At 70.9% G+C, this 21,235-nt stretch carries 24 protein-coding genes; 4 read left to right on the top strand and 20 right to left on the bottom strand.

Annotated features, from left to right (window positions below):
• The 5 genes from ACRAQ3_RS13760 to ACRAQ3_RS13740 all read right to left on the bottom strand — a co-directional run bounded on the left by ACRAQ3_RS13760 (position 1) and on the right by ACRAQ3_RS13740 (position 2,610).
• The gene (locus ACRAQ3_RS13760) at positions 1-582 is read right to left on the bottom strand and encodes a GNAT family N-acetyltransferase (protein WP_432254998.1); all 582 of its coding nucleotides are present in this window, start codon (positions 580-582) and stop codon (positions 1-3) included.
• The gene (gene mobA, locus ACRAQ3_RS13755; RefSeq protein WP_432254997.1) at positions 579-1,193 is read right to left on the bottom strand and encodes a molybdenum cofactor guanylyltransferase MobA; all 615 of its coding nucleotides are present in this window, start codon (positions 1,191-1,193) and stop codon (positions 579-581) included. The genes ACRAQ3_RS13760 and mobA overlap by 4 nt, the downstream gene beginning before the upstream one ends.
• A gap of 81 nt (positions 1,194-1,274) precedes the next feature.
• Positions 1,275-1,886: a hypothetical protein gene (locus tag ACRAQ3_RS13750; protein WP_432254996.1), complete on the bottom strand. Its 612-nt coding sequence runs from the start codon at positions 1,884-1,886 to the stop codon at positions 1,275-1,277.
• A gap of 3 nt (positions 1,887-1,889) precedes the next feature.
• Positions 1,890-2,039, bottom strand: a complete 150-nt coding sequence (locus ACRAQ3_RS13745) for an aa3-type cytochrome c oxidase subunit IV (protein ID WP_085896222.1) — start codon at positions 2,037-2,039, stop codon at positions 1,890-1,892.
• Positions 2,040-2,097: 58 nt separating this feature from the next.
• Positions 2,098-2,610, bottom strand: a complete 513-nt coding sequence (locus ACRAQ3_RS13740; protein ID WP_432254995.1) for a hypothetical protein — start codon at positions 2,608-2,610, stop codon at positions 2,098-2,100.
• Between the two features lie 127 nt (positions 2,611-2,737).
• Here ACRAQ3_RS13740 and ACRAQ3_RS13735 point away from each other — a divergent pair, with 127 nt between their 5' ends.
• On the top strand, positions 2,738-3,700 hold the full coding sequence (locus ACRAQ3_RS13735) for an acetyl-CoA carboxylase carboxyltransferase subunit alpha (RefSeq protein ID WP_269395667.1): 963 nt from the start codon (positions 2,738-2,740) through the stop codon (positions 3,698-3,700).
• Positions 3,701-3,761: 61 nt separating this feature from the next.
• Here ACRAQ3_RS13735 and ACRAQ3_RS13730 read toward each other — a convergent pair whose 3' ends face one another.
• The 4 genes from ACRAQ3_RS13730 to ACRAQ3_RS13715 are packed head-to-tail and all read right to left on the bottom strand — an operon-like array spanning position 3,762 to position 6,695.
• Positions 3,762-4,367 carry a pyridoxamine 5'-phosphate oxidase family protein gene (locus ACRAQ3_RS13730; protein ID WP_432254994.1) on the bottom strand — a complete coding sequence of 202 codons (606 nt, stop codon included), beginning with the start codon at positions 4,365-4,367 and terminating at the stop codon, positions 3,762-3,764.
• A complete protein-coding gene (locus ACRAQ3_RS13725) occupies positions 4,367-5,119 on the bottom strand; it encodes a lysophospholipid acyltransferase family protein (RefSeq protein WP_432254993.1) in 753 nt (250 codons plus the stop codon). The genes ACRAQ3_RS13730 and ACRAQ3_RS13725 overlap by 1 nt, the downstream gene beginning before the upstream one ends.
• Positions 5,116-6,024, bottom strand: coding sequence for a cell division protein FtsX (locus ACRAQ3_RS13720; RefSeq protein ID WP_432254992.1), 909 nt, complete (start codon positions 6,022-6,024; stop codon positions 5,116-5,118). Before ACRAQ3_RS13720 ends, ACRAQ3_RS13725 begins: the two co-directional genes overlap by 4 nt.
• Positions 6,021-6,695 (bottom strand): cell division ATP-binding protein FtsE, encoded by a 675-nt coding sequence (locus ACRAQ3_RS13715; protein WP_085896216.1) that lies wholly within the window; start codon positions 6,693-6,695, stop codon positions 6,021-6,023. Before ACRAQ3_RS13715 ends, ACRAQ3_RS13720 begins: the two co-directional genes overlap by 4 nt.
• Before the next feature lie 164 nt (positions 6,696-6,859).
• On the opposite strand from ACRAQ3_RS13715, the gene ACRAQ3_RS13710 reads away from it, so the two are divergent.
• Complete coding sequence (locus ACRAQ3_RS13710) at positions 6,860-8,824, top strand: zinc-ribbon domain-containing protein (protein WP_432254991.1); 1,965 nt, start codon at positions 6,860-6,862, stop codon at positions 8,822-8,824.
• Positions 8,825-8,836: 12 nt separating this feature from the next.
• Here the strand turns inward: ACRAQ3_RS13710 and ACRAQ3_RS13705 are convergent, their stop codons facing one another.
• The 5 genes from ACRAQ3_RS13705 to argH all read right to left on the bottom strand — a co-directional run bounded on the left by ACRAQ3_RS13705 (position 8,837) and on the right by argH (position 14,603).
• Entirely contained in the window at positions 8,837-11,371 is a 2,535-nt protein-coding gene (locus ACRAQ3_RS13705) for a TIGR02302 family protein (RefSeq protein WP_432256297.1), read from the bottom strand.
• Positions 11,372-11,441: 70 nt separating this feature from the next.
• Positions 11,442-12,707: a diaminopimelate decarboxylase gene (gene lysA, locus ACRAQ3_RS13700; RefSeq protein ID WP_432254990.1), complete on the bottom strand. Its 1,266-nt coding sequence runs from the start codon at positions 12,705-12,707 to the stop codon at positions 11,442-11,444.
• 77 nt (positions 12,708-12,784) lie between these two features.
• The gene (locus tag ACRAQ3_RS13695; protein WP_432254989.1) at positions 12,785-13,093 is read right to left on the bottom strand and encodes a DUF2834 domain-containing protein; all 309 of its coding nucleotides are present in this window, start codon (positions 13,091-13,093) and stop codon (positions 12,785-12,787) included.
• Positions 13,090-13,218 (bottom strand): hypothetical protein, encoded by a 129-nt coding sequence (locus ACRAQ3_RS13690; RefSeq protein WP_432254988.1) that lies wholly within the window; start codon positions 13,216-13,218, stop codon positions 13,090-13,092. The genes ACRAQ3_RS13695 and ACRAQ3_RS13690 overlap by 4 nt, the downstream gene beginning before the upstream one ends.
• Positions 13,215-14,603: an argininosuccinate lyase gene (gene argH, locus ACRAQ3_RS13685; RefSeq protein ID WP_432254987.1), complete on the bottom strand. Its 1,389-nt coding sequence runs from the start codon at positions 14,601-14,603 to the stop codon at positions 13,215-13,217. The genes ACRAQ3_RS13690 and argH overlap by 4 nt, the downstream gene beginning before the upstream one ends.
• A gap of 24 nt (positions 14,604-14,627) precedes the next feature.
• Here argH and ACRAQ3_RS13680 point away from each other — a divergent pair, with 24 nt between their 5' ends.
• Positions 14,628-15,185, top strand: coding sequence for a TlpA family protein disulfide reductase (locus ACRAQ3_RS13680; protein ID WP_269395674.1), 558 nt, complete (start codon positions 14,628-14,630; stop codon positions 15,183-15,185).
• Between the two features lie 115 nt (positions 15,186-15,300).
• On the opposite strand, the gene ACRAQ3_RS13675 is transcribed toward ACRAQ3_RS13680, so the two are convergent.
• Positions 15,301-15,870, bottom strand: coding sequence for a YqgE/AlgH family protein (locus ACRAQ3_RS13675; protein WP_269395675.1), 570 nt, complete (start codon positions 15,868-15,870; stop codon positions 15,301-15,303).
• Between the two features lie 117 nt (positions 15,871-15,987).
• On the opposite strand from ACRAQ3_RS13675, the gene ACRAQ3_RS13670 reads away from it, so the two are divergent.
• Complete coding sequence (locus tag ACRAQ3_RS13670; RefSeq protein WP_432254986.1) at positions 15,988-16,782, top strand: protein-disulfide reductase DsbD domain-containing protein; 795 nt, start codon at positions 15,988-15,990, stop codon at positions 16,780-16,782.
• 7 nt (positions 16,783-16,789) lie between these two features.
• Here ACRAQ3_RS13670 and moaB read toward each other — a convergent pair whose 3' ends face one another.
• The 5 genes from moaB to ACRAQ3_RS13645 all read right to left on the bottom strand — a co-directional run bounded on the left by moaB (position 16,790) and on the right by ACRAQ3_RS13645 (position 21,194).
• Positions 16,790-17,317 carry a molybdenum cofactor biosynthesis protein B gene (gene moaB / locus ACRAQ3_RS13665; protein ID WP_370161186.1) on the bottom strand — a complete coding sequence of 176 codons (528 nt, stop codon included), beginning with the start codon at positions 17,315-17,317 and terminating at the stop codon, positions 16,790-16,792.
• Between the two features lie 2 nt (positions 17,318-17,319).
• Positions 17,320-17,937, bottom strand: coding sequence for a LysE family translocator (locus ACRAQ3_RS13660; RefSeq protein WP_269395678.1), 618 nt, complete (start codon positions 17,935-17,937; stop codon positions 17,320-17,322).
• Positions 17,934-18,725 (bottom strand): uracil-DNA glycosylase, encoded by a 792-nt coding sequence (locus tag ACRAQ3_RS13655; RefSeq protein WP_432254985.1) that lies wholly within the window; start codon positions 18,723-18,725, stop codon positions 17,934-17,936. Before ACRAQ3_RS13655 ends, ACRAQ3_RS13660 begins: the two co-directional genes overlap by 4 nt.
• A 143-nt stretch (positions 18,726-18,868) precedes the next feature.
• Positions 18,869-19,195 carry a hypothetical protein gene (locus tag ACRAQ3_RS13650; protein ID WP_432254984.1) on the bottom strand — a complete coding sequence of 109 codons (327 nt, stop codon included), beginning with the start codon at positions 19,193-19,195 and terminating at the stop codon, positions 18,869-18,871.
• A gap of 10 nt (positions 19,196-19,205) precedes the next feature.
• The gene (locus tag ACRAQ3_RS13645; protein WP_432254983.1) at positions 19,206-21,194 is read right to left on the bottom strand and encodes an OmpA family protein; all 1,989 of its coding nucleotides are present in this window, start codon (positions 21,192-21,194) and stop codon (positions 19,206-19,208) included.
• Positions 21,195-21,235: the final 41 nt, after the last annotated feature.

The raw sequence follows: 21,235 nt of genomic DNA, 5'->3' as shown, positions 1-21,235 counted from the left end.
TCAGCCGAGCCTGCGAATCATCGTCGTGGCGGCGCGGAACCCGAACAGCAGCCGCAGCACTCCTAGCGGGCGCCGCCCGGCGGCGGTGAAGCCGCGCCGCTCGTAGAGCGCCCGGGCGCGCGGGTTCTCGTCGATCACCTCTAGGCGGATCTCGGCATAGCCGCGCTGTCGCGCCTCCTGCGCCAGCGCTTCGATCAGGCGCGAGCCGACACCGCGACCGCGCGCCTCGGGGGCGACGAAGATGCCGTCGATCAGGAACCTGCGATTGTCGGTGTCGGTCTCGAGCAGAGTCAGCAACCCGGCCCGCCAGAGCGCGCCGGCCTCGCCATAGGCGCTGCGCATGCCGCGCAGGCCGCCCGAAACCAGCGCACCCTGCGCGGTCTTGAAGCCGGCCACCCCCAGAAGCGTGCCGTCGCCGTCGCGGGCACAGAGCGCGTGATCGGGATCGAGCGCGCGCTCGACGAAGCGCAGCGCTAGCCGCCGCGGGCCCAGCACCCGGCCGAGCTTGGCGCCGAAGGCGTCCCAGTAAAGCTCCGCAATGCGCTTGCGCTCGGCTTCGTCGAAGCCCGGGGCGATCTTCACGCAGCCCCCCCTGAAAGGGTTTCCGCCCGTGCGAAATCCTCCGGCGTGTTGAGGTTGGCGAAAGGGTCCGGTTCGCCGCTGGGAAACGGCGCGCGGGCCGCGCCCTGCGACAGCGCCCAGTCGCCGACGCGCCGCGCCCCCGCCGCGATGTCGGCGGCGAGCCGGTCCGCCAGCGCCACCGGCCAGAGGCCGCAGACCGGGTGCAGCCGTCCGCCGGATTCGGCCAGCGCCAAGCCATCCGCGTCCTCGGCGGCCATGATCAGACGGGGCACGAGATCGCCGGGCAGCCATGGCGTGTCGCCCGGCACGGTCAGCACCCAAGGCGCGCCGCGCGCCCTAGCCCAGCCGATCGCCGCCAGAACGCCGGCCAGCGGGCCGGGATGGTCGGGCAAGGTGTCGGGGATCACGTCGAGGCCGAACTCGGCGAAGCGCGCGGGATCGCCATTGGCGTTGAGCGCGAGGGCGGGAACCTGCGGTGCCAGACGGTCGATGACATGCCCGAGCAGGGGCCGACCGGCAAACGGCACCAGCCCCTTGTCGCCGCCGCCCATTCGCCGCGACAAACCACCGGCGAGGATCACCCCCGGCGGCGCCTCGATCGGCTGCTGCATCGCCCCGCTCCCGCGCTGTATCGTTGTGATCTCGATAGATAACGGGCGCCGCGCCTTCGAGCCAGCGCCGCGTGGGGGCGTTCAGCTTTCCAGTTGCCTGGCGATGGCGCGCCGCGCGTCGCGCAGGCTGTCGCTGTCATTCTCGTTGTGTTCGGTGGTGACCACGCCGGGCAGGGTGCCAAAACGCGCCGAGAGCTTGTCGGGAAACCACGTGGTGCCGAGACCCTCGAAGCCGGGCAGCTCGCCAAGGATCTTTGAGATGGCGCGGGTGCAATAGGCCTGCGGCACCGGACCCGCGACGAGGGCCAGCCGGTAGGCGCGCTCGGCGGTCTCGGCCGGCACCTCGATATACTGCTCCACCGTCACGTAGGATTCGCGCGAGTGGTAGGAGACATAGCTGGCCACGACCGAGGGTGTCATCCCGAACAGCACGTCGTTGCGCTCGGGGATCGACGCATGGCCGAAGCTTCCGGCCGGGTCGAACAGCACCCGCTCGGACGCATTGATCAGCAGCGCCGAATGCGCGCCGTTTCCGGTACCGAGATTGTTGACGGTGTAGAGCGTCAGGGCCGGCGGCCCGGCATGGCGGTAGCGCGCCCGCTCGACCGCCGCGTCGGGGGCCCAGACCGCTTCACCATTGCCGCAACCGGCCAGCGCCAGCGGCGCGGCCATCAGAAAGACGCGCCGCTGCATGGATCAGGCGTTGACCAGGGCGAGCAGGATCAGGGCGACGATGATCGCGATGGTGCCACGGGTCACCAGCGTCATGAACCCCGCGAAGGTGCGTTCCTGATCGGTGATGTCCATGGTGCCCTGGACGTGGTGGTGCTGCTGGTCATCGGCCATCTCGGGCTCCTCGCATCTGGCGTATCCGGGCGGGGGTTAGCCCGAATCCCGTCGCTTGTCACGATGTCTCGGCCGCGGCATCGGGTCCCTGTGGCGCGCCTTCCTCGTCGGCCTCGTCCTCCTCGAGCTCGCGCGCCAGCCGAAAGCCGATCCGTTCGGGCGGCGTCTCGGGGCGGGGCCGGGGCAGGGCGCGCAGGATCACCGACAATTGGGTGACGTGCTGGATCAGCTGCGTCTTGGCCCCCGAGGGATCGGTGCCGTAGAAGGTCACGATGTCGGGATCGAAATAGCCCAGCCCACCGATCCGAAGCACCCCCGAATGACCGCCCGTCATCGCCATGGCGACCTCTTCACCGGGCTCCAGCCCGTCCTCGAAGCGCTTGATGTAGTGGATCAGCCGTTCATAGGCCCAGCGCGCCGGGCTCTTGCTCTCCGCCGGCTTGCGCAGCGCCGGCGGCAACACGGTGGCGGCGCCGCGATCCTCGGTCGCGTCCGTGTGGACCTCGCGCAGCCGGGGCAGCGCCTCGGCCTCGAGCGCCTCGGCTGCGGTGGCGATGATGTCGTCGCTCATGACGGTCGTTTCCTCCTGCGGCACCCGAAGGGTGGCACGGCCGGGCGCGGCGTCAAGCGGCGGCGAGTTGCATGGCCCCGCCCGACGCGTCATATACGGCCTCACGAGCAACCGCAGAGGCCTTTGCATGACCATCTACCTCGAATTCGAGAAGCCGCTCGCCGAGATCGAGGGCCAGGCCGAGGAGCTGCGCGCGCTGGCCCGGCGCAGTCCCGAGATGGATGTCGAGAAGGAGGCCGCGGCGCTCGACCGCAAGAGCCACGACATGTTGGCCCAGCTCTACGGCAACCTGACGCCCTGGCGCAAATGCCAGGTGGCGCGCCATCCCGAGCGGCCGCATTGCAAGGATTACATCGATCGGCTCTTCACCGAGTACACGCCGCTCGCCGGCGACCGCAACTTCGCCGACGACCATTCGGTGATGGGCGGGCTGGCGCGGCTCAACGGCCGTGCCGTGGTGGTGATCGGCCACGAGAAGGGCAACGATACCAAGTCGCGCATCGAGCGCAATTTCGGCATGGCCCGGCCCGAGGGCTATCGCAAGGCGATCCGGCTGATGGATCTCGCGCATCGCTTCGGCCTGCCGGTGGTGACGCTGGTCGACACGCCCGGCGCCTATCCCGGCAAGGGCGCGGAGGAGCGCGGCCAGTCCGAGGCGATCGCGCGCTCGACCGAGAAATGCCTGCAGATCGAGGTGCCGCTGGTTTCCGTCATCATCGGCGAGGGTGGCTCGGGCGGCGCGGTAGCGTTCGCCACGGCGAACCGCGTGGCGATGCTGGAGCATTCGATCTACTCGGTGATCTCTCCCGAAGGCTGCGCCTCGATCCTGTGGAAGGATGCCGAGAAGATGCGCGAGGCCGCCGAGGCGCTGCGCCTGACCGCGCAGGAGCTCAAGGAGCTGGGCGTCTGCGACCGCATCGTCGCCGAGCCGCTGGGCGGCGCGCATCGTGACGCGAGCGCGGCGATCGACGCGGTGGGCCGCGAGATCGGCAAGATGCTCGACGAGCTCAAGGGCATGGACGGCAAGGCGATCCGCGCCGACCGTCGCAAGAAATATCTCGACCTCGGCTCAAAGGGGCTGGCCGCCTGAGCGCGCCGCCCCCGGCCAAACTTACCTGAATATAGGGGAGGCCCGGCGAGATCGCCGGGTGTCACCACATGCTGGTCTTCGCCCGCTCCGGCCATTCCCGGTCATAGGCGTCGCCGTCGAAGCCCGCCTTGGCCTCGGCCACCATCTCGCCGACGCTGGGCAGCTCCGTGCTCTCGTCGCCGCGTGTCCACAGCCCCGAGCGCATCACCGCGCGGGCGCATTGCGGATAGACCTCGGCCACCGTCACCACGATCACCGAGCGCGGATGCTTGCCCTCATGGGCGAAGCGCCCGGTCATAGCGGGGTCGTCGCTGACCACGGCGCGGCCGTTGACGCGCATGACACCGGTGGCGCCGGGGACGAGGAACATCAGGCTCACCCGCCCGTCGTGGACGATGTTGCGCAACGAATCCATGCGGTTGTTGCCGCGCCAGTCGGGCAGCAGCAGCGTCCGTTCATCGGCGATCTGCACCACCGGGCCGTCATCGCCGCGCGGGCTGGCATCGGTGCCCTCGGGACCCACGGTGCTGAGCACGCAGAACCGCGACGCGGCGATCCAGCGCGCTTGCGCGGGCATCAGCCGGTCGGTCACCTTGTCGAGCGCCGCGCCCGAAGGCCGGCGGTCATACAGGGCTTCGAGCGCCTCGATGGATTCGACGATGCGCATCAGCGCTCCTTCACGACGATGGGAAACCCGGCCTCGGCCATCAACGCATCGGACCGGGTTTCGATCTCGGCCTCGAGCCGCGACATGAACTCGGCCGAGGGCAGGCCCGCCGGGATCTCGGGCAGGAACTCGACGATGGCGGTGCCGGGGCGGCGCATCACGCCGCGCTTGGGCCAGAACACGCCGACATTGCAGGCCACCGGTACGCAGGGCTGGTCCAGTTCGCGGTAGAGCGCGGCGGTGCCCATCTTGTAGGGGGCGGCGACGCCCGGGGCGACGCGGGTGCCCTGCGGATAGATGATCAGCTGGCCCGGATCGGCGCGGCCCGCGCGCACATCCGCCGTCATCTGCTTCACGGCTGCGCCGCGCCGGCCGCGATCGACCGGCACGCAGCCGATCCGAAGCGCGATCTGGCCGAGGATCGGGGCGTAGACCAGTTCCTTCTTCATGATGAACTTGCCGCGCGGCACCGCGCCGTAGATCAAGATGATGTCGAGAAAGCTCTGGTGCTTGGCCGCGATCATCACCTCGCCGGTGGGGGGCGTGCCGCGCACTTGCGTGCGCAGCCCAAGAAGCACCCGCGCCAGCCATGTCACGAAGCGGCACCAGCGATGGGCGGCGGCGACCGCACCGTCGCGGCTGGCGATGGCCCATGGCAGATAGGCCAGCCCGATCGGCAGCATCGCGGCGTAGATCAGCACGCTGAACAGCAGGCTCCTGAGCCAGCGCCAAGCATAGGCCAGCCCGTTCATGACTGCCGCTCCAGCATGCGCCGCGCCGCGCCGCGCGTCGCGGCAAAGGCCACGGCGGCGGCCAGCGGCGGGATCAGCGGCAGCCAGAGCCAGTCGGCACCGGAAAAGCCGATGCCGGTGAGCACGCTGCTCCCGTCCTCGGCCCCGCCGGGCAGCAGCGCCACCAGAACCGCGCCGATGACGGTGCCCGCCGCCGCGCCCGACAGCGCCCGCAGCGTGAAGCGGCGCACGAAGGCGCGGGCGATATAGGCATCGCGCGCACCGACCAGCCGCAGCACCCGGATCACCTGCGCGTTGGCCGAGAGCGCCGATTGCGCCGCGAGCGTGATCATCGCGGCGGTCGAGGCACCGATCAGCACGATCGCCAGCGCGCCCAGGCCCCGCAGCTTGCCGGCGGCGGCGACCAGCGGCTCGCGCCAGCGGGTATGATCGTCGAGCACCGCGCCGGGCACCTCGGCCTGCAGCCGCGCCCGCAGGCCGGTGGCGTCGTAGCCGCGCCCCTCGGCCTCGATTTCGATCAGCCGGGGGATCGGCAGGGCGTCGAGCGGCAGGTCGGGTCCGAACCACGGGGTCAGCAAGGCCTGTTCCTCTTCCTCGGTCAGGGCGCGGGCCGAGGCGATGCCCGGCGTGGTGCGCAGCACCTCCAGCGCGGCGGCGGTCTGCGCCGCCATCTGCTCGGCCGGGGCCGAGATGCGCAGCGTCGAGGTCTGCGCCAGCTCGTCGGACCAGCGCGCGGCGAGCCGCCCCGCCGCCAGCGACAGCGACAGCGCGAAGACGGCGAGAAGCGCCATCGCGGCGGCGGTGAACAGCGTCAGCCGCGCTGTGAAGCCGGTGGGCGGCACGCTGCGATCGGCCTGGGCGTCTCCGGCGAGCAGGGACAGCGCGGTCCAGATCGCGCGCTTCACAGATCAGCCCCCGCCGCGAGGAGTTGCCGGTCCTTGAGCCTTAGCGTGCGCACCGCGACCTGCGCCTTGGCGCTGCGGATCAGGTTCAGGTCGTGGGTGGCGATCAGCACCGCCTTGCCCATGCGGTTCAGCTCCACCAGCAGCGCCAGCAGCCGTTGCGACATCTCCCAGTCGATGTTGCCGGTGGGCTCGTCGGCGATGATCACCTCGGGCGACATGATGACGGCGCGGGCCAGCGCCGCGCGCTGCCGCTCGCCGCCAGACAGCTCGGGCGGACGGCGGTCCACATGGCGCGTCAGCCCGACCCAGGCCAGCAGGTCGGGCAGGTAGGCCGCGGCCTCGTGGTGGCGCCCGGCGACGGTCAGCGGCAGCGCCACGTTGTCGCCAAGCGGCAGGTGGTCGAGGAACTGGCAGTCCTGATGCACCACGCCGATGCGGCGGCGGTTGAGCGCGAGCCCGTCGCGGGCCATGCCGGTCGTGGGCTCGCCCCAGAGCGCGACCTCGCCCGATGTGGGCACGAGATCGCCGTAGCACAGCTTCAGCAGCGTCGTCTTGCCGGCGCCGGAGGGGCCGGTGAGAAAGTGGAAAGACCCCGGCGCAAGCGCCAGCGACAGGCCGGAGAACAGCTCTCCGCCGCCGTAACTATAGGCCACGTCCCGAAGCTCGATCACCTGCCGTCCCCCGTTTGCGTCCCTTTTGCCCGAGCGGGGCCGGGGTTGCAATTGCAGCGCTGCATCATGCGGCGGCAGCTCGATCGCGTGTTCTTGGCGGCGCGGCGCCGGGCCGCTAGGTTGAACCGGCAGTGGCCCTGCCCGGGCGCGAGGGGATGAGACGGATGCGACTGACCTGCCCGAATTGCGGGGCGCAATACGAGGTGGCCCGCGATGCGGTCCCGCCCGAGGGGCGCGACGTGCAGTGCTCGAACTGCGGCGTGACCTGGCTTGCCATGCCGGAACCCGCGACCGAGCCGAAGGGGACGGTGTCGCCGTCCGCGCCGCGCAGCACGATCACGCCGGAGATCGCCGAGATCCTGCGGGCCGAGGCCGAGCGCGAGGCCGCCGCGCGCCGGCGTGACGGCACGGCAGGAGCGCCACCCGCGACCGCGCAGCCGTCGCAGCCCGGTGCCAGCCCCTTCGAAGAGGACGACGACGACACCGAGATCGACTTCACCCCGGATGATGGCGGGCTCAACAGGGGCGCGGGGGCCGGCCGCCGCCTCGAGAGCCGCGAGATCTGGGACGAGGAGGAAGATGACGGCGATTTCGACTGGGCGGGTTTTGCCGCGGCCCAGTCGGCCACGCCGAACGCACCCGCCCCTGAAGCCGAAGCCGCCGAACCGGCCGGGCCGTCCCGCGAGGCGGAAGCGCAAGGGGAGGGCGTCGGCGAAGAGGCGGCGCTTGACGAGCCCGGAGAGGTCTCGGCGCCGGATGAACCGCCGATGGAGGCGGCCCAACCCGACACGACCGATGTGCCGGAAGACGTTCGCCCGGGTGAGGATGAGGACGCCTTCGGCGGGCCGGACATGGAAATGGGCGGCGCTGCGCCCCGGGAGCCTGATCCCGAAGACGAGGACCCCTTCGCCCCGGCGTTGGACGATGACATGTCCGATACGGCCTTCGACGAGGGCAAATTGGAAAGCCACCCTGCCTCGACCGATCACGAGCCGGAGAACGAGGCGGCGCCTTTCGCCGCTGTGGACGGCCCGGACGATGACGACACCGAGATCGAACAGGATCCGTTCCTCCATGACGAGCCGGAGGAGTTCACCGAGCCCGGCCTTCCGGCGGAGGAGGTCGATGATCTGGATGCCGACGCCCCTCCCTTAGACCATCCGGCCGAGGACCGCGGCACGCAGCGGCTCGCCGCTCTCGCGGCAGATGAACAGCCGGACGACGACCGCATCGACAGCGCCCATGTCGATGAGGAACCGGTCGAGACGACGCAGCCGGACTGGCCAGCCCCGTCGAGACCGGCCGTGACCGGGTCCGACGATTTGGACGAAACGGAAGAGGACGACCCTTTCGGCCGGGCCATGGCGGAGGCCGCAAGGAGTGGCAAAGGACGTGCCGTCGCGCCGCGAGACGAGGAGCCGGAGGATGATCCTTTCGAGAGTGCTCCATATGACAATGACACGGTCGATGGCACGCGGACCGAAGGGCAGGATGCCCTGAAGCCGGCCGTGACCGAGCGCGAGGCTTTCGACCCGGCGGAGGAAGACGACCCCTTTGCGCGGGTTCTGGCGGAGGTCGCGGAAGACGCCTCCGACAGGCCGCTCGATGCGCGGGACGAGGCGTCGGAGGGCGATCCCTTCGCGGAGGCCGCCTCGACCTCGCAAGACGACCCGTTCGCGGCGGAAACCGAGGCGTCGATCGGCGATGATCCCGACGATGCCCGGCATCGGCCGGAGGAGTCGGACGCTCAGGACGAGTGGGAGGATCCGCATGCGGCGGCGCGGCAGCGGGCGACGCTGGCGGCGGCTTCGACCGGGGCGGTGACGCGTCGCGACCTGCTGCCGGATATCGAAGAGATCAATTCCAGCCTGCGCAGCACCTCCATGCGCGGCGGTCCGGCCCGGCCGGTCGAGGCCGAGGACGTGCAGCGCGGCCGGGGCTTCAGGTTGGGCTTCGGGGTGGCGCTGCTTCTCGCCGCGGCGCTGGCGCTGGTCTATTCCCATGCCGAACGCATCGGCATGGCGCTGCCGCCGCTGGCGCCGGCGCTCGACGCCTATGCCGGGGCGGTCGACGCGATGCGGATCGGGCTCGACAACTGGCTGCGCGGGCTGATCGACGCGCTGGGCTGAGGCCCACCGGGATCAGAACAGGTCGAGCAGCCGCTCGAGATAGTCGCGCTCGGCCTGCGGGCGTTCGCGCTCGGCGGCGCGGCGGCGGATCTCGCCCAGAAGCTCCTCGGCCCGCCGCGCCGGATCGGTGCCGTCGAGCATCGAATCGTCGCTGCCCGCACCACCCCGCTCGGCGGTATCGCGACCCAGCGGATCACGCTGGCCGGCCCCGGCGCCGCGGGTTTCGCCGGCGCCGGGCGTGCCGGGCTCGCCTTCCTCGCCGCGCGCCAGCGCCTCGCCGAGATCGCGCGCGGCGCCGCGCAGCGCCTCGGTCGCCTCGGCTTGCCGGTCGATGGCACCCGCCAGATCGTCGCGGCGCAGCGCATCCTCGGCCTCGTCCATGGCGCGACCGGCGCGGTCGAGCGCCTCGCCCGCGCGCCGGGCCGCCTCGCCCTCCAGCCGCGGCAGGGCGCCGCGCTGCCGCGCCAGCTCGTCACGCAGGGCGCGCTGCCGATCGGCGAGGCTGCCTTCGCCCGGCTGCTGTCCGGCTCCCGGTTGCTGGCCATCGCCGGGCTGGCCCGGCTGACCCGGCTGGCCCTGACCCGGTTGGCCCTGACCGGGCTGCCCCTGTCCCGGCTCGCGACCGTTGAAGCGGTCCTGCAGGTCGCGGAACGCCTCGTCCGACAGATCCTGCTGGTCGCGCAGCGACTCTTGCAGGTCCTGCATCGATTGCTGACCCGGGGTGCGCGGGCCGCTGCCGCCTTCGCCCTGCGCCACCTGCAGGTTCTCCATCATCCGGTTGAGCTGCTCCATCAGCTCCGCGGCCTCGGCCATCCGGCCCTCTTCCATCAGCTCCTGAATCCGGTCCATCAGCGCCTGCAGCTCGTCCTGGGTGACCTGCATGCTCTCGCCCTGTCCGGTCTGCGGCTCGTCGATGCCGTCCTCGGCGGGCTGGGCGTTTTCGGCGAGCATGCGCAGATACTCGTCGGTGGCAGCCCGCAGCTCGTCCATCAGCTCGGCGATCTCGTCGGGGCTGGCGCCGTCGCGCATCGCCTGTGCCAGCCGCTCCTGCGCCCGGCGCAACCGTTCGCGGGCATCGGCCAGCGTGCCGTCCTCGAGCTGCACGGCGAGGTCCCAGAGCGCCTGTGCGATCTCGGCCTGCGCATCCTCGGACAGCCCGTTCGGCGCGCGGCGCAGCGTATCGAGCCGGCGCAGCGCCACACGCAGCCGCAGATATGTGGTCTGGTTCGGAAACACCTCGCCGGGGCGGTGCGACACGGCGCGCAGCAGATCGACCACGCGGCCGGCATTGTCGCGCGACCAAAGCAGGTCGCGCCGCTGCTCGGCCACGGCGCGCGCCACCGGCTGGAAGAAGCGGCGGCCCGGTAGGGTGGTGGGGTAAGGTTCCGAGGCGCCGGTCTGCCCGGCGGCGTCGGTCACCTGCAGCGTGATCCGCACCGGCATGTTGGCGAAGGGATGCTCGGAGAAGTCGCCCGCGAGGATCTCCTCGATCTCGGCCCGGTCACCGGTGAATGGCATCGGCAGATCGACGGTCAGCGCCGGTCGCGGATCGGGTTCGACATCCAGACCGTGGCGCCGCTCGACCGCCTCGGCATCGAGCGCGATGGTGGCGCTGCCCGAGACCACGCCGTGGTCGTCGCTGGCCCGGAAGGGCAGGGTCATCTGCCCCAGCCCGGCGGTCTCGACCGGTCCTGCGACCGAGACCTGCGGCCGCGCGTCGGGGATCGCCTCGACCTGCCACGCCACGCCGCCCGGCCCGTCGATCTCGATCGTCCCGTCGCGGGTGACCTCGAAGGACTGGCTCGGCTCGGAGGCGGCGGGCAGCTCGCCGGTGCGGCCGGATACGGTCTCGGAGAGGGTCAGCGCGCCGATCTTGCCGTATAGCCGCAAGGTGACGGTGCTGCCGGTCGGGACACTCAGCGGCCCGGGCGGCTGGTCGGGCAGATAGAGCACCGGCTGGCCGGTATGGGCCGGCGGTTCGACCCAGCCCTCCCAGACCGGGCCCTGCGCCAGCGCCTCGCCACCCCCCGGGGTCAGGCCGGCGACGCTGCCGAGCCGCCAGACCGAGCCGAACATCAGCGCCGTCAGCAGGAACAGCAGCGCGATGTAGCGCAGGCCGAAGGGATCGCGCGCCGCGAGGTTGAGGTTCGGCCGGGCCGGAGGGGCGTTCTCGCTGCGCGCCCGCATCCGCGCCAGATGCGCGGTCCAGAGCGCCTCGGAGCCCGCATCGCCGCGCCCGGTCGCCTGCGCGTCCCTGAGCGCCGAGACCGGGCGACCCGGCAGGCTGCGGTCGAGCCGGTCGAGCGCCGCCTCGCGGGAGGGCCAGCGAAACCGCCACAGCCCCCAGCCGAGCCCGGCGATCGCGCCGATGATCGCCAGCACGCTCCAGCCCCAGAACGCCTCGACCGGCAGCCGGTCCTGCCAGCCGGCGATCAGCGGCGCCAGCGCCAGCGCCAGCACCGTCCAGAGCGGCCAAAAGGCGCGTAGCAGGCGTTCGGCGACCATCCCGGCGCGGGTCAGCGCGACGGGGCGTTTCAGATGCGACAGGGGATCGCGTGTCTCGGTCAGGGTGCCGGTGCTCCGTGCAGCGGGCTGGGGCGCGGTCGGGTCGTCTCCATCATAGCCATTCGGGGATGCTATCGCGCGCGATCATTTCCTCATAGCTCGGCCGACGGCGGATAACCGCGAATTGATCGTCCCTGACCAGCACCTCCGGCACCAACGGCCGAGCGTTGTACTCGCTCGCCATCGCCGCGCCGTAAGCCCCGGCGGAGCGGAACGCGACGAGATCGCCCTCGCCCACGGGGGGCAGCTCGCGGCCCCGCGCAAAGGTGTCGCCGGTCTCGCAGACCGGGCCGACTACGTCCCAGGGCCGGGTCTCGGCCCCGGCCTCGGGCTCGCTCACCGGGACGATGTCGTGATGCGCGTCATACATCGAGGGGCGGACCAGATCGTTCATCGCCGCGTCGAGGATCAGGAAGTCGCGGCCCTCGCCGGACTTGGCGTAGATCACCCGGCTGATCAGCACCCCGGCATTGCCGGCGACCAGCCGCCCCGGTTCGATCTCGATCTCGCAGCCCAGATGGCCGACCGTGCGCCGGATCAGCGCGCCGTAGTCGAAGGGCAGGGGCGGCGCCTCGTTGATCCGCTCGTAGGGAATGCCCAAGCCGCCGCCGAGATCGAGGCGGCGGATGTCGTGGCCGTCGGCGCGCAGCGTCTCGGTCAGCTCGGCCACCTTGGTGAAGGCCGCCTCGAAGGGGGCGAGCTCGGTGAGCTGGGAGCCGATATGCACGTCGATGCCGATCACCTCGATGCCCGGCAGCCGGGCGGCCATGGCATAGACCTCGCGGGCACGGGCGATCGGGATGCCGAACTTGTTCTCGGACTTGCCGGTGGCGATCTTGGCGTGGGTCTTGGCGTCGACGTCGGGATTGACGCGGATGGTGATGGGCGCGGTCTTGCCCAGCGACGACGCCACCTCGGAGAGCGCCTGAAGCTCGGGCTCGCTCTCGACGTTGAACTGGCGGATGCCGCCCTCGAGCGCCATGCGCATTTCCTCCCGGGTCTTGCCGACGCCGGAGAAGACGATGCGCTCGCCCGGCACGCCGGCGGCGCGGGCACGGGCGTATTCGCCGCCGGAGACGATATCCATGCCGGCCCCGGCCTCGCCCAGAAGCTTGAGCACCGCGACGTTGCCCAGCGACTTGACCGCGAAGCAGACCAGATGCGGCAGCCCGTCCAACGCCTCCTCGAACAGCTGCAGATGCCGCAGCAGCGTGGCGGAGGAGTAGACGTAGACCGGGGTTCCGACCTCGGCCACGATCTCCGAGATGGCGACGTCCTCGGCCATCAGCCGGCCGTCACGATAGAGGAAATGGTCCAAGGTCTCGCTCCGCTTGCTGCTCCGCGCCGCCTCTTAGCAGATCGCGCCGCGATCCCAAGCCCCGCGATGCCGCATCCTCAACCCAGCGGCCGGGTCCGCAGGAACAAGAACAGCGGCAATCCGCAGCCGATGCCGATCAGGAAGGTGGCAGGGATCGCCGCCAGCGCCTCCCAGTTGCGGCGCACCCGCACTTCGGAGAGAATCCAGAGCGTCAGCGCCACGGCCGCGATGGTGGCGTCCCACATCAGCCCGGTCGTCGCCGGGTTGGCGCGCCAGGCCGCGAACAGCCCGGACCAGGAATAGCCGTTCTGCGCGAACCAGGCGATGAACCAGCGCATCGGATGCAGCGCGCCCCAGACCGCGAGCGCCAGCCAGACCCATCTCACGGCGCGCCCCCGAGGCGGCGGTCTATCCCGGTCTCGCCATAGCCCAGCACCGCGCGGGGCGCCTCGGGCACGCCGCCCGCGCCGCAACCGGCCAGCAACATCAGCGCCAGCAGCGTGAGCTTCACTTGAGCGCGTCCCGCCAGCGCGCGATCTGGGCGCGGACATTGGCTGGCGCGGTGCCGCCATAGGCGGTGCGCGAAGCCACCGAGTTCTCGACCGTCAGCACGCCGAACACATCTTCGGTGATGCCCTCGTGCACGGCCTTCATGTCCTCGATCGTCAGCTCCGGCAGGTCGCAGCCCTTCTCCTCGGCCCGCGCCACCAGCGACCCGGTGACGTGATGCGCCTCGCGGAAAGGCAGGCCCAGCTCGCGCACCAGCCAGTCGGCGAGGTCGGTCGCGGTGGAAAAGCCCGAGGCCGCGGCGGCGCGCAGATTGTCGGGCTGGGCGGTCATGTCGGCTACCATGCCGGTCATCGCGGCCAAGGACAGCATCAGGTTGTCGGCGGCGTCGAAGACCTGCTCCTTGTCCTCCTGCATGTCCTTGCCATAGGCCAGCGGCAGCCCCTTCATCACCGTCATCAGCGCGACGTTGGCGCCCATGATCCGGCCGATCTTGGCACGGATCAGCTCGGCGGCGTCGGGGTTGCGCTTTTGCGGCATGATCGAGGAGCCGGTCGACCAACGGTCCGACATGGCAACGAAGCGGAACTGCGCCGAGGACCAGATCACAAGCTCTTCGGAGAGCCGCGACAGATGCATCGCGCAGATCGTCGCCGCCGACAGGAATTCCAGCGCGAAATCGCGGTCCGATACCGCGTCGAGGCTGTTGGCCATGGGCCGGTCGAAGCCGAGCGCCTGCGCCGTCGCCTCGCGGTCGATCGGGAAGGAGGTGCCGGCCAGCGCCGCGGCGCCAAGCGGGCTTTCGTTCATCAGCGCGCGGGCATTGGCGAAACGGGTGCGGTCGCGGCCGAACATCTCCACATAGGCCATCATGTGATGACCCCAAGTCACCGGCTGCGCGGTCTGCAGGTGGGTGAAGCCCGGCATCACCCAGTCGGCCCCGGCCTCGGCCTGCCCGAGCAGCGCCTCGATCAGCGCGGTGAGCGCGTCCTGCGCGGCATCGCACTGGTCGCGGACCCACAGACGCAGGTCGGTCGCGACCTGGTCATTGCGCGAGCGGGCGGTGTGCAGCCGGCCGGCCGGCTCGCCGATCAGCTGCTTGAGGCGCGCCTCGACGTTCATGTGGATGTCCTCGAGCGCGGTCGAGAATTCGAAGCTGCCGCCTTCGATCTCTGACAAGACCGTGAGAAGGCCTTTCCTGATCTCTTCCGCATCCTTAGCATCGATGATGCCCTGCGCCGCCAGCATCGCGGCATGGGCCCGGGAGCCTTCGATATCCTGCGGCGCGAGACGCCGGTCGTAGCCGATCGAGGCGTTGATCGCCTCCATGATCGCGTCCGGCCCGGCGGCGAAACGGCCGCCCCACATCGCGTTGGAGCTCTCGGTCATCTTTGGGTCCTCGAAGGAAGTCACATGCGCAGCGTCGTTCTCATCGGTCTTTACATGGCGGCAACGAGCCTTGCAAACGCCGGCCCCGCCGACATCGAGGCGCTGCGCGAAGGCGATATGCGCAAGCTCGCGGTGCATGCCGAGCCACAGCGCGGCTCCGACGTCGCCTTCGAAAGCGAGGATGGCGGCGAGATCACCCTGGCCGAATACGAGGGCAAGCCGGTGCTGGTGAATTTCTGGGCCACCTGGTGCGCGCCCTGCCGGGTCGAGATGCCGCAACTCGCGGCGCTGCAGGACGAGTATGGCGGCGAGGATTTCGAGGTCGTCACCATCGCCACTGGCCGGAACGATCCGGCCAGCATGGAGCGGTTTCTCACTGAGATCGGCGCCGAGACCCTGCCGCGCCACAAGGATCCCAGACAGGCTCTGGCGCGCGATTTCGGCGTGCTCGGCCTGCCGGTGACGCTGATCCTCGATGCCGAAGGCCGCGAGATCGGGCGCCTTCAGGGCGAGGCGGACTGGTCCTCGGACAGCGCGCGCGCCATCGTCGAGGCGCTGATTGCCGAAGGGCAGGAGGGCTGAACAGTCGGGATTTGCGTATTTGAAGAACAAAGTAGCCAAGGACTGCGCCACATGGCCACTTTGTTCCGAAAATACGCATGGCGGCCGGGCGGGGGCCCGGCGCGTCGTTCTCGGGTCAGGCGGTGCCGGAGGTCGGTGACAGACTCAACGGATCGATACCGAGCCCCTTGAGCGCGGCGGCCCATTTATGCTCGTTGGCGCGACCGAACACCACGGCGTGCTGCGCTTCGCCGATCAGCCAACCATTCTGCGCCAGCTCGCTCTCGAGCTGGCCGGGTCCCCAGCCGGCATAGCCCAGCGCCAAAAGCGATGATTTCGGGCCGCGCCCATGGGCGATCTCCTCGAGCACGTCGAGCGTCGCGGTCATCGCCGTGCCCTCGTCGACCTGCAGCGTGCCCTGGTCGGAGGCGTAATCCGTCGTGTGCAGCACGAAGCCGCGGCTTTCCTCGACCGGGCCGCCCAGATGCACGCGGATGTCGCGCAGGCCGGGATCGGGCGTGATCTCCAGCTGTTCGAGCAGATCGCTGAACCGCACCTCGGTGGCGGGCTTGTTGACGATCAGGCCCATCGCCCCTTCGTCCGAATGGGCGCAGATGAAGATCACCGCGTGATCGAAGCGCGGGTCGCCCATGCCGGGCATCGCGATGAGGAGCTTGCCGCTCAGATCGGGGTTCAGGGCTTTCATGCCTTCAGAATGTGGTGCATGGGCCACGCGATCAAGAGGGGGCACACATCGCTCTCGCGTCGACGTGACTTTCCTTCGATACGCGGGCGCGGCATCACTGCTGTCATGAACAGCCGAATGCCCCTTTCCCCGCTAGCCGCCCTGATCGCCCTGTCCATTCCCGTGGCGGTATCCGCCGGGCCGGTCGATGACATCGTCCGGCTGGATCTTCTGCCGGGCTGGCGGACGGCCGAGGGCACGCAGTTGGCCGGCTTTCGGATCAGCCTCGCGCCGGGATGGAAGACCTATTGGCGCGCCCCGGGCGAGGCGGGCATCCCGCCCCGGATCGACTGGAACGGCTCGGAGAACGTCGCCGGCGCCGCGTTCCGATGGCCGGTGCCGGAGGTGTTCGAGATCGGCGGCTACGAGACCTACGGCTATTCCGACCAGGTGGTCCTGCCGGTGGAAATCGCGCCCGCGCGGGCGGGCGCGCCGATGCGCATCGAGGGACGCCTGGAGATCGGGGTCTGCCAGGAGGTCTGCGTGCCGGTCTCGCTCGATTTCGCGGCCGATCTGCCGCGGACGGAGCAGCGCGATCCGACCCTCGCGCTGGCATTGGCCGACCGCGCGCACACGCCGGCCGAGGCCGGGGTCGGACCGGCGCGCTGCAGCGTCGCGCCGACCGGCGAGGGGCTGTCGCTCACCGCGACGCTTCCGGCGATGCCCGGAGCCCGGGCCGTGGTGGTGGAGACCGGCGACGACGCGCTCTGGGCGGCGCCGGTCGAGATGCGCCGCGACGGCGGTGCCGTCGTCGCCAGCACGCGAATTTCCCATGTCTCAGGCGCCCCGGTGGCGCTCGATCGCTCGGCGCTGGTGCTGACGATGATCGGCGAGGGCGAGGCGGTGGAGTTCAGGGGCTGCGCCCCGATCTAGGATCGGATCACTTGCGCCGCAGATGCTCGTCGAGACGCGGCAGGATCTCCACGAAATTGCAGGGGCGGTGGCGGTAGTCGAGCTGACGCTCGAGGATCTCGTCCCAAGCGTCGCGGCAGGCCGAGGGCGAACCGGGCAGGGCAAACAGGTAGGTGCCCATGGCCACGCCGCCGGTGGCCCGGCTCTGGACGGCCGAGGTGCCGATCTTGTTCATCGAGACGATGGTGAAGACCGTGCCGAAGGCGTCGATCTCCTTTTCGTAGACGTCGCGATGCGCCTCGACCGTCACGTCGCGCCCGGTCAACCCGGTGCCACCGGTGGAGATCACCACGTCGATCTCCGGATCGGCACACCATTTTCGCAGTGTCTCGGCGATGGCGGCACGGTCGTCGCGCAGCATCTCGCGCGCCGCCAGCACGTGCCCCGCCGCGCCGAGGCGTTCGACCAGCGTGTCACCGGAGCGGTCGTCGGAGGCATCTCGCGTGTCGCTCACCGTCAGGATGGCGATGCGGACGGGCAGGAAATCACGATCCATGATCAGGCCTTTGGCAAGAGGGCGAGGCGCAGCGCGAGCGCGGCGAAGATCGAGGCCGAGACGCGGCCCAGCCAGCGATTGAATCCCGCCGACCCGGCGAGGCGGCGGCCGATGCCGCCGGCTAGGACGCCGACCGCGCCGTTGACCACCAGCCCGCCCAGCGACAGCACTGCGCCGAGCGCGAGGAATTGCGGCAGCACCGGGCGGGCCGGGTCAGTGAATTGCGGCAGGAAGGCCAGCACGAAGAGGATCACCTTGGGGTTGGTGAGATTGACCGCGAGACCCTGTCGAAAGGCACGTGCCGGGCGCACGGCCGGGATCTCTGTCGCCGCGCCATCGCCGCGCAGGGCCGTCGCGGCGAGCCAGAGCAGATAGCCGACACCGATCCAGCGGATCGCGTCGAACAGCCATGGCATCGCCGCCACGGCGGCGCCGAGCCCGAGCCCCGCCAGCGTCACGTGACCCATCACCGCCAGCCCGATGCCGGCATCGGCGGCCAGCGCCGCGCGCGGCCCGCCGCGCAGGCCCTGACCCAAGCAGAACATCATGTCGGCCCCCGGCGTCAGGTTGAGCGCGAGCGCCGCCGGAAGAAATGCCAGCAGCACGATGGGATCGATCATGCCTTGCCTCCGTCGAGCCGTGTCTTCAGGGCCAGGAGGTCGGCCCAGGCCTCGCGCTTGGCCACCGGGTTGGCGATCAGATGCGTGGGCGAGAAGATCGGCAGGGCCGGCCGGCCTGAAAGCTCGGTCCAGCGGCCGCGCAGGCGGTGCAGCCCGCCACCCTTGATCAGCGCGGCGCAGGCGACCGAGCCCATGATCACGACGACATCCGGATCGGCCAGCGCGACATGCCGGTCGAGGAAGGGCCGCATCATCGCGAGATCCTTGGGGTCGGGGGCGCGGTCGCCCGGTATCCGCCAAGGCAGCACCGGCGCCATGTAGACCGCACGTTCCGCGTCGGGGGCCTCGGCGGAGAGGCCGATGGCGGCGAGCATCCGCTCCAGCAGCACGGCGGCGGGGCCGGCCACCGGCGTGCCGGCGCGGTCCTCCTCGCGATGCGGCGGATCGAGAAGCAACATCACGCGGGCACCGGCCCGGCCGCCCGCGAAGACGAAGCTGCGCGCGCCGCGCCGCAGATCGCAGGGTTCGAACCCCTCCATCGCGGCGGCGAGCGCCTCGAGATCGGGCGCGGCCTCGGCGGCGGCATGGGCCAGCGCCACCGGATCCGGCTCCTCGATGCGAACCGGCCCGGGGGCGGCAACCGCGCCGGGAGCAGGGGTCACGGCAGGGCGGCTATCGGTGAGCGTATAGCGGTCGAGCGGCGCGTCGAGCATCGCCTCGTCCGCCCCCATCTCGATCTGCCAGTCGAGAAGCGCCCGTGCGCTCCAGTAATCCAGTGCCGATTCCATGGGGCGCAGGCTATGCCGGATCGCGTCGGGATGGCAGGGGGCGAATGGGCCCGATGAACGGTGTGCCGCCCCTGTTCATCTTTCTTCAAATACGCATGGCGACCGGCCCGATGCCGGCGCGCCGGCCAGGCCTTCCGGGTGCCTCAGCCGACGTTGTGACGATCGATCCAGCCGCGCAGGTCCTCGGCCTCGTGGCGCGCCTCGCGCAGCGCTTCCATGGCGGCGCGCAGCTCTGCCTCGGATTGCTTGAGCTGGCCGGTCAGCTCGGCCTCGCGCTCCTCCACATAGGAGATCGCCTGGTCGCGCGTCTCCTCGGCCTCGTGCAGCGCCTGCGCCATCCGGTCCAGCTCGCCGATATCGGCGCGGGTGACGCGGGTGAAGCGGTTCACCAGCCAGCTGGCGAACCAGCCTAGCGCGAAGGCGGCGAAGAGGATGACCGCCGTGGCGATGATGAACTCGGTTCTGTTCACGTCCCTGTCCCTACTCGTCTTCCTCGTCTGAGGGTCGTGCCCTCGGCCCGGTTCCGGGCTTTTCCATCGGCTGCGGCGCTGCGGCCGTATCCTCGTCCGTTTCGGCCTCGGCTTCGGTTTCGGCCTCGCCATCCGCCTCCGCCGCGGCTTCGGTCTCGGCCTCGTCTTCAGTCTCGTCTTCGGTCGCGGCCTGCGCGCCCGAAAGGCGGAACTCGATACGGCGGTTGGCCTCGCGGCCCGCCGAGGTGTCGTTGTCGGCGATCGGGTCCGCTTCGCCATAGCCCACCGCGGTGAAACCCGCCACCGGTACCCGGGCGCGGCGCAGCGCCTCGACCACCGCGTCGGCGCGCTCCTGGCTCAGCTCGAGGTTCATCTCGTCGCGGCCCTGGCTGTCGGTATAGCCCGCCACCTCGATCTCGAGCTCCGGGCAGCGGCGCACGATCTCGGCGATGTCGTCGATCACCGGGCGCGCCTCGGCGGTGATCGAGGCCGATCCCGCGTCGAAGGTGATCTTGGTATCGGCGGTCACGAAGGCGATCTGGCGCAGGCATTCCTCGGGCGAGGGCAGGCCGGCGATCGGGTCGAGCTCTTCGCGATAGCTCACGTCGATGTCGTACTTGGCGCCCTGGCCGAGCTTCTCGGCCATCAGCCCGGCGATGTCGGCGGCGGCGCTCTTGCGGCCGGTCAGCCCGCTGACCGCGACATTGTCCGGGCCGACGGCGAGGCGGCCCTCGGAGAGAAGCGACAGCGCGTCGAGACCGGTCAGTACCCGCACCGACCAGTCGCCCGGCAGCCCATCGGTCACCCGCGTCGCTACGGCGAGGCCGTCGCCGCCAAAGCGGGCCCGGGCGAAGTTCTCGACCGTGGTGCTGGCCAGCTGGTCGGGCAACCGGCCGCTCAGCCGCAGCGCCCCGTCCTCGGCGAGGATGGCGTTGAATTCGGGGGCGCCTTCGGGACGCGCCTCGGGCGCCTCCGGCAGCACCGCCTCGAGCGCGAAGAAATCGGGCAGCTCGGTTTCGAGCTGCGCCGCCGCGCGGTCGAAAGCGGCGGCATCGGTGCCCTGCGCCGCGACCAGCGAGACGTCGGCATCCGAGAAGGTGACGCTGCCGCCGCCGATCTCGGCCAGCGCGGCGATGGCGCGCGAGACCGCCTCGCCCCATTCATCCGAGGGCACGCCCAGCCCGAGGATACAGTCGATCTCGCCCTTGGCACCGGCCGCCTCGGCGGCGGCGATGATGGCAGCCTGGGCTTCGGCGGTGTCGGCCGAGCAGGCGTCGAAGCGGGCGCCGTCCTCGTCGATCACGAAACGGGCGGTGAAGGGGGTGATCACCGGGCGGGGCGCCGAGATCCGCAGCGCCAGGCGCACGGTGTCGGGCTTGAGCCGCGCCAGCTCGCTCTCCAGCTTGCGCTGCGCCTCGGGGCTTTCCGAGATCGCCTCGACCCGGACCCGGCCGGGCCGCACCGAGAGCTTGGAATGCGGCAGCGTCTGCAGCGCCCGGCCCGCATAGCGCAGCGCCGAGGCCCAGTGCTCGGGCACCGGGTGGTCCGCGACGTCGAGCAGGTCCGTCACCGGCAGCCCGTCGGCGGCGCGCTCCATCTCGGCGATCAGCGCCGCGCGGTCGGTACCGGCCGGGATCAGGCCGATCAGCGACACGCCGCTGTCGTTGCGCAGGATCTCGACCGCGAAATCGGGCGGCGGCGGCGTCTCGGCCTCGACCACCCGCATGTTGTCGATCACCCGGCTCGCATCGACCACGCCGCCCGCCGCCGACATCGCCCGGAACCGGATCGCCTCGGTCGGGGCGGCGCCTTCGATCACCACCTGCAGCCCGTCGGCCTGCACGCTGGCCCAGTCGTAACCTTGCGCGGCGAGCGCGGCGCGGACCTCGCTGGCCGAGACATCCTCGACCACGGCGACGGCGGTGCGCGCGGCGATGACCGAGACTCCGCCGGCGAGGGCGAAGGCGGAAATGACGGCGGCGATCGGAGGGAGGCGCATCTGGGGTCCGGGTCTGTGGCGGCCCGCGCCTTCTAGAGCGC

Source organism: Limimaricola sp. AA108-03, assembly GCF_050847355.1.
Lineage (GTDB): Bacteria > Pseudomonadota > Alphaproteobacteria > Rhodobacterales > Rhodobacteraceae > Limimaricola.
This window is presented reverse-complemented; position numbering and strand designations above follow the sequence as displayed.